Below are 12,969 nucleotides of genomic sequence, written 5' to 3' on the forward strand. Positions count from 1 at the left end.
AAAGCCCACCACATATGATGAGCTTTTTGATGAGCTGATTAGCTGTTTTGTCCCAATTCATCAGCGAAGGCTTTAGCAAAGCTGTCTTCTGTTGGCAAAGTTTCAATAGGAGTGAGCAGTTCATCGCTCAAGCCAATATCTGCACTTGCCATCTCAGCCTCTTTTTCTAGCTGTGCTTTGCGTTGGCGGTTTTGATGATATGCCAAACCTGTACCTGCCGGAATCAGACGACCAACCACGACATTCTCTTTTAGACCTGCTAGGTCATCGACTTTACCCATTGTTGCTGCTGCTGTTAGGACACGGGTAGTCTCTTGGAACGACGCTGCTGAAATGAAGCTCTCCGTTGCAAGCGATGCCTTGGTAATACCTAATAGCTGACGCTCATACTGTACTGGGAACTTGTCATTGGCTATCAATTCCTCATTGAGAGCACGAATCTTGGTATATTCAGCTTGGTCGCCTTTAAAGTAGCTAGAATCACCGCCATCAACAATCTCAACTTTACGCAACATCTGACGCACAATAACTTCAATGTGCTTATCGTTAATCTTAACACCTTGTAAGCGATACACTTCTTGCACTTCATTTACAATGTAGTTCGCAAGTGCTGTTTCACCTTTTAGGCGTAAGATGTCATGGGGATTTAGCGGACCATCAGATACCACCTCGCCACGCTCAACCGTTTCACCTTCAAACACATTGATTTGACGCCATTTTGGAATCAGCTCTTCATGGACATTGCCATCTTCATCGGTGATGATAAAGCGGTTTTTGCCTTTAGTTTCTTTACCAAATGACACCACACCACTCATTTCTGCCATGATTGCATGATCTTTTGGACGGCGTGCTTCAAATAGGTCGGCAACTCGTGGCAGACCACCAGTAATATCTTTAGTACCAGAAGTGGCTTGTGGCACACGACCAAGCACCGAACCTGCTGTTACTTGCTCACCTTCTGATACACGGATAACCGTCTCGGCAGGCAGGAAATAAACCACTTCTTTGCCTTCTTTAGTATCCAAGATAATCGCAGGACGCAAGTCTTTGGCAATACTTGGGCGGTCTTTACTTGCCAAGATTTCAAAAGAGCTCATACCGGTGGTTTCGTCCACTTTTACAGTAGCGGTCATGCCATCAGTGATGTCGCTAAAGCGTGCTGTACCTGCAAACTCGGTGATGATTGGGTGGGTGTGTGGGTCCCATTTGGCAATGACATCGCCTGCAGCCACTTCTGCACCATCACGAAGCAAGATATTTGAACCATAAGGCACTTTATAGCGTTCACGCTCACGACCTTGACTGTCTGCCACACCGATTTCAGCTGAACGAGAAACAACCACCAGATGACCATCAGCATGCTCAACAGTCTTCATGTTATGGAAACGCACAGAACCATTGCTACCTACCGATACACTGTTATCAACAGCTGCTGCCGATGCCGCACCACCCACGTGGAATGTACGCATGGTCAGCTGTGTACCAGGTTCACCGATAGACTGTGCCGCCATGACACCCACAGATTCGCCGATATTCACAAGGTGTCCACGAGCCAGATCACGACCGTAACACTTAGCACACACCCCATGTCCTGACTCACAGGTAATCACCGAACGCACATAAACTTCATCAATGGCATTGGCATCTAACTTTTCAACCATACGCTCATCAATCAAAGTACCTGCCTCTGCAATCACTTGATTGTCAGCATCAAGCACATCTTTGGCAATAACACGACCCAATACACGGTCGCCTAGACGCTCAACAATCTCGCCACCATCAATAACAGGAGTCATACGCTGACCTGCCTGCGTGCCACAGTCATCAGTGGTAATGACCAAGTCTTGTGCCACATCAACCAAACGGCGGGTTAGATAACCAGAGTTCGCTGTCTTAAGTGCGGTATCAGCAAGACCCTTACGCGCACCGTGCGTTGAGATAAAGTACTGAAGTACCGTCAGACCTTCACGGAAGTTTGCTTTAATTGGTGTCTCAATAATCGAACCATCTGGTTTTGCCATCAGACCACGCATACCAGCAAGCTGACGAATCTGCGTGGCACTACCACGAGCACCAGAGTCCGCCATCATATAAATTGAGTTGAAAGATTTTTCACGCTCAACTTCACCCTCGCTGTTCACAACTTCATCGGTTGATAGGTTATCCATCATCGCATTGGCGATTTTATCAGAAGTTCTAGACCAGATATCAACGACTTTGTTATAGCGTTCACCTGCAGTGACAAAGCCTTGTTCAAACTGCTGTTCAATCTCACGCACTTCTGAATCGGCAGCATCCATGATCTCTTTTTTGGTTGGTGGAATGACCATGTCTTCCATACCAATAGAAATGCCCGACAAGGTCGCTTGGGCAAAACCTAGATACATCAAATGGTCAGCAAAAAGAACCGACTCTTTCACACCCAGTTTACGATAGCATGAATTAAGTAGCTTAGAGATGTTTTTCTTGGTCATCTCAAGGTTGCATTCACTAAATGCCATACCTTCTGGCATGATATTCCAAATCAAAAGACGACCTGCAATAGTGTCTTTAATTTCGGTTTTGGTGGTTCTTTCACCGGTTCTTTCATCAATGATGGTCTCAGTAACACGAACTTTGATTTTAGCATTGACCGACAAATCTTCTGAGCCAATCGCACGCAGTGCTTCATTGACCGTACTAAACACCATGTTCTCGCCTTTAGCACCGATATGGCTACGGCTGATATAATACAATCCTAAGACCACATCCTGAGACGGTACGATAATTGGCTCGCCATTAGCTGGCGATAGAATGTTGTTCGTTGACATCATCAGTGCACGGGCTTCAAGCTGAGCTTCTAATGTCAATGGCACATGCACCGCCATCTGGTCACCGTCAAAGTCGGCGTTAAATGCCGCACAGACAAGAGGGTGTAACTGAATTGCTTTACCTTCAATCAGCACAGGTTCAAATGCTTGCAAGCCCAAACGGTGTAGCGTTGGTGCACGGTTGAGCAATACAGGGTGTTCACGAATCACGCTCGCCAACATATCCCAAACCGCAGGCTCTTCACGCTCTACCATTTTCTTGGCGGCTTTAATAGTCTGAGCAATATTATTTTGTAGTAGCTTGGCGTAAGTAAATGGTTTGAACAACTCAAGTGCCATTTTCTTAGGCAGACCACACTGATGCAGACGAAGAGTAGGACCAACCACAATCACCGAACGACCAGAATAGTCTACACGCTTACCCAATAGGTTTTGACGGAAGCGACCTTGCTTACCTTTGATCATGTCAGCAAGTGATTTTAGTGGGCGTTTATTTGAGCCAGTAATTGCACGACCACGACGACCATTATCAAGTAATGCGTCCACTGCTTCTTGTAGCATACGCTTTTCGTTACGCACGATAATATCAGGGGCGTTTAGCTCAAGTAGGCGTTTTAGACGGTTATTACGGTTAATAACTCGGCGATACAAGTCGTTCAAATCAGAGGTAGCAAAGCGACCACCTTCAAGTGGCACAAGCGGACGCAAATCAGGTGGCAATACTGGCAAAATGGTCATTACCATCCATTCAGGCTTGTTGCCAGAATCACGGAATGATTCAAGTAGCTGTAAGCGTTTTGCCATCTTTTTTAGCTTGGTTTCAGAGCTGGTTTGTGGAATCTCCGCACGCAACTCATCAATCTCACCATCAACATCAATATCTTTTAATAGGTCTTGAACCGCTTCTGCACCCATTTTAGCAATGAATTCATCGCCATATTGTTCAAGTGCGGTAAAATATTCTTCATCATCAAGCAATTGATACTTTTCAAGAGCAGTCATGCCAGGATCAGTAACGATATAGCTTTCAAAATATAGAACACGCTCAATATCACGAAGCGTAATATCAAGTAATAGACCGATGCGACTTGGTAGTGATTTTAAGAACCAGATATGAGCCACAGGACTGGCAAGCTCAATATGACCCATGCGATCACGACGCACTTTAGCGGCAGTAACTTCTACACCACATTTTTCACAGATGATGCCTTGGAATTTGCGGCGTTTGTATTTACCACACAGACATTCAAAATCCTTGACAGGCCCAAAGATTTTGGCACAGAATAGACCATCACGCTCAGGTTTGAAGGTACGATAATTGATGGTTTCAGGTTTTTTAACTTCGCCATGCGACCAAGATTTGATGGTATCAGGGCTTGCCAAAGAAATCTGAATACTGTCAAACTCTTTGATGCCTGTATCGGCAGGGCCTTTCATGATGTCTAATAAATCTTTCAAAAGGATTCTCCGTTATATTCGTCAATTCGGTAATCCAGACACCCTTGTGTCTGGATCAATGCTCATCTTTTAGGCTTGGCTTATTTTTTCTTTTCTTTTAAGTCAATGTTAATGCCCAGTGAGCGAATTTCTTTGGTCAATACATTAAACGACTCTGGCATACCTGGGTTCATGTATTGCTCACCGTCAACGATGTTTTTATACATGCGTGTACGACCTTCAACATCGTCCGACTTCACAGTCAACATCTCTTGTAAAGTATAAGTTGCACCGTATGCCTCAAGTGCCCAAACCTCCATCTCACCAAAACGCTGACCACCAAACTGTGCTTTACCACCAAGTGGTTGTTGTGTTACTAGTGAGTATGAACCTGTTGAACGAGCGTGCATCTTATCATCAACCAAGTGGTTCAATTTAAGCATATACATATAGCCCACCGTAACAGGACGGTCAAATTTCTTGCCCGTTCTTCCGTCATACAGTGTTTGCTGACCTGATTTATCAAGACCTGCCAACTCTAAAAGCTCTTTGATTTGACTCTCTTTAGCACCATCAAAGACGGCTGTACCCATCGGCACACCAGCACACAGGTTCTCAGACATTGCCAAGATATCTTCATCTGACAAGCTGTCTAAATCCACCTGCTCGCCGCCAACTTTGTTATAAATCTTATCCAAGAATTCACGAAGTTCGCCTACAGCTGCCTGAGCACGCATCATCTCATTGATTTTGTCGCCAAGACCACGAGCCGCCATACCTAAATGCGTCTCTAGCACCTGACCGATGTTCATACGAGAAGGTACACCCAGTGGGTTTAGTACGATATCAACAGGATTGCCTTTTTCATCATACGGCATGTCCTCAACAGGCATGATGCGAGAAACAACACCTTTGTTACCATGACGACCTGCCATCTTATCACCAGGTTGAATACGGCGTTTCACTGCCAAATACACCTTAACGATTTTTTGTACACCATGTGCCAGATCATCGCCTGCGGTCAATTTGCGTTTTTTCTCAGCAAATTTGTTATCAATCTCTTTTTGCTTGTCAGTCAGATATTCAGAGATTTGGGTCAAACGCTCAGAGACTTCCTCTTTGGCGGGTTGAATGTCCAACAAACTTTCAAGAGATAAATTCTCCATATCCACTGCTGTCAATACTGTACCTGCCTTAAAGCCTGCACCGCCACTTACTACCTCGCCATCAAGCAGATGTACGATACGACCACGAGCCGCCGCTTCAAAAATCACCAACTCTTCTTTTAAGTCTTTGCGATAGTTGTCCAACATTGCCTTTTCAATGGCTTTGGCACGACTGTCTTTTTCTAAACCATCACGAGTAAATACCTGCACATCAATTACTGTACCCTTAGTTGATGATGGTACACGAAGTGAAGTATCTTTAACATCGGCTGCCTTTTCACCAAAGATGGCACGAAGTAGCTTTTCTTCTGGGGTTAGCTGACTTTCGCCTTTTGGTGTTACTTTACCGACCAAAATATCACCCGCATCCACTTCAGCACCGATATAGACAATACCTGCCTCATCAAGGTTGGCAAGCGCTGCCTCACCCACATTCGGAATATCGCCAGTGATTTCTTCGGGGCCTAGCTTGGTATCACGAGCCACACAGGTTAGCTCTTGGATATGAATGGTGGTAAACCGATCTTCTTGTACCACTCGCTCGGACAATAAGATGGAGTCCTCAAAGTTATAGCCATTCCACGGCATGAACGCCACACGCATGTTCTGACCAAGTGCCAATTCACCCAAATCGGTCGATGGTCCATCAGCCAAGATGTCTCCTCGAGCAATCACATCGCCTTCGTTGACAATAATGCGTTGGTTAATACAGGTATTTTGGTTGGAACGGGTGTACTTAATCAAATTATAAATATCAATGCCCGCTTCACCAACGGTCATCTCGCTCTCATTAACACGCACGATGACACGGCTGGCATCAACTTCTTCAATCACACCACCACGCTTAGCGACCACACACACACCACTATCACGAGCCACATGACGCTCCATGCCAGTACCCACAAGCGGTTTATCAGAACGCAAAGTCGGTACAGCTTGACGCTGCATGTTCGCACCCATCAAGGCACGGTTAGCATCATCGTGTTCAAGGAACGGAATCAAAGACGCTGCCACCGAGACAACTTGGCGTGGCGATACATCCATATGGGTAACCTTATCCACACCCATACGCACCGATTCACCCTGATAACGCACCATGACCATCTCTTCGGTCAGTTCGCCATTTTCGTTCATTGGCGAGTCTGCCTGTGCAATCACCGAACCCACCTCTTCAATGGCTGACATGTATTCAATGTCGTCAGTTACCTTGCCATCGATAACACGGCGATACGGCGTCTCCAAAAAGCCAAAGTTATTGGTCTTAGCAAATACTGCCAAAGAGTTAATCAAACCAATGTTTGGACCTTCAGGTGTCTCAATCGGACAGACACGACCATAGTGCGTATTATGCACATCTCGCACCTCAAAGCCTGCACGCTCACGAGTCAAACCACCAGGACCAAGTGCTGATACACGACGCTTATGGGTAATCTCTGAAAGCGGGTTGTTTTGATCCATAAACTGTGATAACTGCGATGAACCAAAGAATTCTTTCATCGCTGCTGCCACAGGTTTTGAGTTAATTAAATCTTGTGGCGATAGGCTATCTGACTCTGCAGTTGTCAGACGCTCTTTAACTGCACGCTCCACACGAGCCAAACCAATACGGAATTGATTCTCGGTCATCTCGCCCACTGAACGGATACGGCGGTTGCCCAGATGATCAATATCATCCACTTCGCCACGACCGTTGCGAATTTCAATCAGCTCTTTTAGTACATCAATGATGTCTTGATTAGATAGTACGCCTTGTTCACGCTGTACATCAATGTCATCAGTATCGATAAAATCACGACCCAAACGGCGATTGAACTTCATGCGACCGACATTGGACAAATCGTAACGCTCTTGGCTAAAGAACATTTGTTCAAACAATTTTTCAGCAGTTTCTAGCGTTGGCGGCTCACCTGGACGCATCACCTTGTAGATCTCAATCAATGCCTCTTCACGAGACATCACGGTATCAGCACGCAAGGTATCGGCAATGTACGCACCATGGTCAATGTCGTTAGTGAACAAAATCTTAAAGCCTTTAATGCTCTTGTCCGCCAATTTTACCAAAAGATCGTGGTCGATTAAGGTATTGGCACGGGCAATCACTTCATCGTGATAAACAATGTCCTCTGCCAAAATACGCTCATATAGATACTCATCAGGCACAGCAAGTTTTGTCATACCAGATGCTTGGATTTCCTTGATACGGCGAGCATTAATACGCTTACCTTGCTCAACAATGACCTTACCTTCAGGCGATACAATGTCAAATTGAGCCATTTCACCTTGCAAGTGTTCAGCAATCAGCTCAATTTCAAACGATTCATCACCTTTATAAACCTCAACCGTTTCAAAGAAGGTAGATAGAATGTCTGCTGTCTCCATACCGATTGCACGCAAAATAATGGTGGCAAGCAACTTACGGCGACGGTCAATACGCACATACACCAAATCTTTAACATCAAACTCAAAGTCAAGCCAAGAACCACGATAAGGAATGATACGAGCATTATAAAGCACCTTACCACTTGAATGCGATTTGCCCTTATCATGGTCAAAGAAAACACCTGGCGAACGATGCAGCTGCGATACGATGACACGCTCGGTACCATTGATGATGAAAGTACCATTGTCTGTCATCAGCGGAATTTCGCCCATAAAGATACTCTGCTCACGAATGTCTTTGATTGCCGCCTTGCTATCTTTATCTTTGCTGTCCTTATCTTTAATGACCAAACGAATTTTTACACGCAGTGGTGCAGCAAAAGTTGAGCCACGCATGATACACTCACGCTCATCAAATTCAGGTTCACCCAAATAATACTCAACAAACTGAAGCTCAGCGTTACCAGAGTGGCTAGCGATTGGGAAAATTGATGAAAAAGCAGCTTGCAGACCAACATTAGCACGCTCTTTTGGCTTTTTGTGTTCTTGTAAGAACTGCTCGTAAGAATCTACTTGGATTGCCAATAGATACGGTACATCCATGACGTCTGGAAGTCTAGAAAAACTTTTACGAATGCGTTTCTTTTCGGTATAAGAATAAGCCATTAAGATTCCTTACGTTAATTTGGAAAAGCCCATTGCAAAAACAAGAGCCAACCTTCAAAAATGAAATACTGTCAATAAAGGGACGGCTGTCAAACGCCCATAAAACCCACGCAATTTGTCAGATACGCCCCTACTGCATATCAAACAAACACGACAAAATGCCAAATACCAAGCGATATTTAGCCATTTCTTTGGTTAATCACAAATTAAGTCGTTTTGCATAGGGTATGTTTGTCCTTTTAGTTTGTGTTTTCTGCTTGACAAGAACAACTAACACAAAAGGTCAAATAATAAATTCTAACAAAAATAATCATAAAAAGCAAGCATAACATAAATAATTTGCATCAATTTGGGATAATCCAGCTAGGTAGCCAATCTAACAATCTGCAAATATATCAATCAAACAGTCGTTGTCTAAAATACTACATATTTCACAATACAAATTATTGTCAAGTATGACAAAACCACTTGCCATCAGATGAACCAAAGCAAGATAACGCATGATAGATTTGGTATATATACCAAACCTTGATTTAAAACCAATAAAAAAGCCAAAATTGCAAATGCAAAATTGGCTTTTTTAAATTATTTTAATCAGACCATTAAATCATCAATGGCAACTGATGACTAAAATTACTTAAGCTCAACGCTTGCGCCAGCTTCTTCAAGTTTCTTCTTAAGCTCTTCAGCTTCAGCTTTAGATGCACCTTCTTTGATAGTTTGTGGAGCACCTTCAACTAGGTCTTTAGCTTCTTTTAGACCTAGACTAGTTACTTCACGAACTACTTTAATAACAGCTACTTTCTTGTCGCCGCCAGAAGTTAGAACAACATTGAAGTCGTCTTTTTCTTCAGCTGCTGCTGCTTCGCCGCCAGCTGCTGGAGCTGCTGCTAGAGCTGCTGCAGACACGCCGAATTTTTCTTCCATCGCAGAGATAAGCTCAACGATTTCCATTACTGATTTTTCTGCGATTGCATCTAGAATTTGTTCGTTAGTTAGTGACATAGCAATTGTTCCTATGAAATAAGAGTATAAAATAAATTAAACGGATAATTTTTAAAATATTTGGAAAAATTAAGCCGCTTCTGCTTGCAGTTTGTCTCGAAGTGCAGCCAAAGTACGCGCAAGTTTGCCAGCTGCCGCTTCTTTCATTGTACCCATCAAACGAGCAATAGCTTCGTCGTAGGTTGGTAGTGTTGCAAGTTTATCGATTGATTTTGCATCAATAAATTCGCCTTCAAAAGCTGCGCCTTTGATTTCGAACTTGTCGTTGCCCTTTGCAAATTCTTTGAACAAGCGTGCTGCTGCACCTGGGTGTTCATTTGAAAATGCAATTAGAGTAGGACCAACGAATGTATCGTTCATGCAAGCAAAATCGGTATCTTCTAGGGCACGGCGTAATAAAGTATTACGCACGATACGCATATCAACACCTGCTGCACGAGCCGATTTACGAAGTTCGGTCATCTGTGCTACTGTTACGCCACGAGAATCGGCAACAACAGCAGAGAGCGCACCTTTGGCAGCTTCATTTACTTCAGCAACAATTGCTTGTTTGTCTTGAAGATTTAGTGCCATGGGTTGTCTCCATATTTATTATCCATGCGGATAATAAGCAAGTTTTATAGATTTAAAAAATCTACACCAAAATACGGCGACTTATCGTCTTTCCGTCTGCGTAGGCTTATGGTTTTATTCATAATTTAGGTAATTGCTTGAAAACAATCAATCACACCTACGGTCTTAGACAGCACAACCCGCTGTGCTGAACTAAAAATATGGCGTTGCTAATTTTGATAACGGGAAAACTAGCAACGAAATTGAGTATTATAAGCAAAACGCCGAAAAAATCAAGAATTATCTGACTAAGCGTCCGCCACAATTATCTCTTACTTGTTCGCACGGTGCGGTACTGGATCGATGGCGATGCCAGGACCCATGGTGCTAGACAAGGTAATTTTCTTAATATAAATACCTTTAGAGGTCGCTGGTTTGGCACGCTTTAAATCGTTCAATAAAGCAGTTGCGTTTTGTTCGATTTGCTCACCAGTAAAACCAACTTGACCGATAGAAGCATGGATAATACCTGCTTTATCAACACGGTATTGTGCCTGACCTGCTTTGGTGTTTTTAACCGCAGTAGCAACATCGGCAGTTACTGTGCCAACTTTTGGGTTTGGCATGAGACCGCGTGGACCAAGTACAGTACCCAATTGACCAACCACACGCATTGCGTCTGGAGATGCGATTACCACATCAAAGTCAAGGTTGCCAGCTTTAATGCTTTCTGCCAAGTCTTCAAAACCAACAACATCAGCACCAGCTTCTTTAGCAGCTTCAGCAGCCGCACCTTGAGCAAATACTGCAACACGCTTAGTTTTACCAGTACCTGCAGGTAGATTGGTAGCACCACGAACAACTTGGTCTGACTTACGAGGGTCAACACCTAGATTGATGGCGATATCAATAGACTCTTTGAATTTTGCTGCTGGCAAATCATTCAAAATCGCAACTGCTTCTTCGATGGTGTATAGTTTTTTAGTATCAACTTTCTCGTTGATTAGCTTTTGACGCTTAGTTAGCTTAGCCATTATACACCCTCCACATTTAGACCCATTGAGCGAGCAGTACCTGCAATAGTACGAATTGCCGCTTCAAGTTCAGCAGCGGTTAGGTCTGCCTCTTTGGTTTTTACGATTTCTTCTAGTTGTGCACGAGTTACTGTACCAACTTTGTCTTTGTTAGGTACACTAGAACCTTTAGCAATGCCAGCTGCTTTACGCAGTAGGACTGCCGCAGGTGGCGACTTCATGATGAAAGTGAAAGACTTGTCGTTAAAAACAGTGATAACAACTGGGATTGGCAAGCCTGGCTCAAAGTTTGCAGATGCTGCATTAAACTCTTTACAAAAAGCCATGATATTCACACCTTTTTGACCCAAAGCTGGACCAATCGGTGGTGATGGGTTTGCCTTACCAGCAGGCACTTGTAGCTTGATGTAGCCATCAATCTTCTTTGCCATGAGATTCTCTCCAATGGTGGGTAATAACGCTAAAATAGCTCCCCAGGGTTAAGAATTAAATCAATATTTAATTCAACGAAAAGCCCTAAGCAACGCCTAGAGCAAAAATTAAATTATATCAACACTAATTAATCTTTTCAACTTTAGTGAACTCAAGCTCAACTTCCGTTGGGCGATTGAACACGCTGACAGTCAAATGTAATTTTGATTTATCGTAATCAACTTTTTTAACCAAGCCTTTAAAGTCGGTAAATGGACCATCAATCACCAGTATTTCTTCGCCAGGTTCAAACATGGTTTTTGGACGAGGGGCATCACTACCCTTTTGGATGCGGTTTAAAATACGGTCAGCTTCAGCTTTGGTAATAGGTGCTGGGTTTTCTGGAGTGCCTCCGATAAAACCTGTGATATTCGGACAGCTTCTAACGATATGCCAAGTATCTTCGGTCATCTCCATATTAATCAAGACATAACCAGGGAACAGCTTGTGCTCAACTGTGCGTTTTTTACCGTCACGCATCTCGATAACTTCTTCGGTTGGCACAAGCACATCACCAAAAGATTCAGCAAATTCACTGCGTTTGATACGCTCAATCAAAGACCTTTGTACTTGCTTTTCATAACCTGAAAATGCTTGGATAATATACCAACGCATCGCATCACCCTTGAATCAATTTAAAAATGAATTAATTTAAAATAAAACCAACAATTTTGTTAAAAACATTATCCAAAAGCCAAATGACTAGCCCAAAAATAATTATTGCCAAAACTGTCTGCCAAGTATAGCGAATGGTTTCGTCTTTACTTGGCCAAGTTACTCGTCTTAGCTCAATGCCTGCATCTTTTAGCAAGGTCTTAAAAGCTCTGCCTTGATGAGTAAGTGCTAAACACACAATAGCAAAAACAACCAAAACCACCGTAATTCCAAGCTGAATCCAAATGTCATTTGCATAAACCCAGTATCTTGGCAAATATTCAGGAGCAAGGGTTGCACCAATCAACACAACAATCGCTAAAAGCCAAAGAATGTAGTCTGTTCCCGAACGCTTTTTTGCAACTTCGACAACATTTTCTTTGGATATGATAATTGGTTTTTTTTGCTGGCCTGAGCTATTTGACGCCACAGTTTCAGCTTGTGAATCAAAATGTTTATTATCGCTCATGCAGAAGATTGCCTTGGAGTGACCAATTTTTTATGATTAAAAGAATGGTATGGAAAGATAAGATGGCAGGCGATGAGGGACTCGAACCCCCAACCCTCGGTTTTGGAGACCGATGCTCTACCAATTGAGCCAATCGCCTAAGGTGTTAAGGACTGCTATTATAGCAGGTTTTTTTAAAAATACAAGTCTTAATTATAATTTTTTACCACCCAACCAAAAACCCCCACCATCTCTGGCAGGGGTTTTGGGTTAAAGCTGATGCTTTGTTTTGGTTTGTGTTGGTTTGTTAAAGATTAGCCTTTAACATTAGCAACAACACCAGCACC

8 protein-coding genes and 1 tRNA gene are annotated in these 12,969 nt (G+C 43.3%); all 9 read right to left on the reverse strand.

Going from position 1 to position 12,969, the window contains the following annotated elements:
• Positions 1-38 precede the first annotated feature (38 nt).
• Positions 39-4,268, reverse strand: coding sequence for a DNA-directed RNA polymerase subunit beta' (gene rpoC, locus ACERC6_RS04470; RefSeq protein WP_373627925.1), 4,230 nt, complete (start codon positions 4,266-4,268; stop codon positions 39-41).
• Positions 4,269-4,348: 80 nt separating this feature from the next.
• Positions 4,349-8,458, reverse strand: coding sequence for a DNA-directed RNA polymerase subunit beta (gene rpoB, locus ACERC6_RS04475; protein WP_373627926.1), 4,110 nt, complete (start codon positions 8,456-8,458; stop codon positions 4,349-4,351).
• A 633-nt stretch (positions 8,459-9,091) separates the two neighbouring features.
• Entirely contained in the window at positions 9,092-9,463 is a 372-nt protein-coding gene (gene rplL / locus ACERC6_RS04480; RefSeq protein ID WP_373627927.1) for a 50S ribosomal protein L7/L12, read from the reverse strand.
• Between the two features lie 69 nt (positions 9,464-9,532).
• Positions 9,533-10,036 (reverse strand): 50S ribosomal protein L10, encoded by a 504-nt coding sequence (rplJ, locus tag ACERC6_RS04485; RefSeq protein ID WP_373627928.1) that lies wholly within the window; start codon positions 10,034-10,036, stop codon positions 9,533-9,535.
• Positions 10,037-10,347: 311 nt separating this feature from the next.
• Positions 10,348-11,049 (reverse strand): 50S ribosomal protein L1, encoded by a 702-nt coding sequence (gene rplA, locus ACERC6_RS04490; protein WP_284673901.1) that lies wholly within the window; start codon positions 11,047-11,049, stop codon positions 10,348-10,350.
• On the reverse strand, positions 11,049-11,480 hold the full coding sequence (rplK, locus tag ACERC6_RS04495) for a 50S ribosomal protein L11 (RefSeq protein WP_284673900.1): 432 nt from the start codon (positions 11,478-11,480) through the stop codon (positions 11,049-11,051). The genes rplA and rplK overlap by 1 nt, the downstream gene beginning before the upstream one ends.
• 124 nt (positions 11,481-11,604) lie before the next feature.
• Complete coding sequence (gene nusG / locus ACERC6_RS04500; RefSeq protein ID WP_373627929.1) at positions 11,605-12,135, reverse strand: transcription termination/antitermination protein NusG; 531 nt, start codon at positions 12,133-12,135, stop codon at positions 11,605-11,607.
• Positions 12,136-12,166: 31 nt separating this feature from the next.
• On the reverse strand, positions 12,167-12,643 hold the full coding sequence (gene secE / locus ACERC6_RS04505) for a preprotein translocase subunit SecE (RefSeq protein ID WP_284673898.1): 477 nt from the start codon (positions 12,641-12,643) through the stop codon (positions 12,167-12,169).
• A 63-nt stretch (positions 12,644-12,706) separates the two neighbouring features.
• A tRNA-Trp gene (locus tag ACERC6_RS04510) sits at positions 12,707-12,782 on the reverse strand.
• Positions 12,783-12,969 lie beyond the last annotated feature (187 nt).

It is taken from the genome of Moraxella sp. E33BD (assembly GCF_041807865.1).
Classification (GTDB): Bacteria; Pseudomonadota; Gammaproteobacteria; order Pseudomonadales; family Moraxellaceae; genus Moraxella; species Moraxella haemolytica.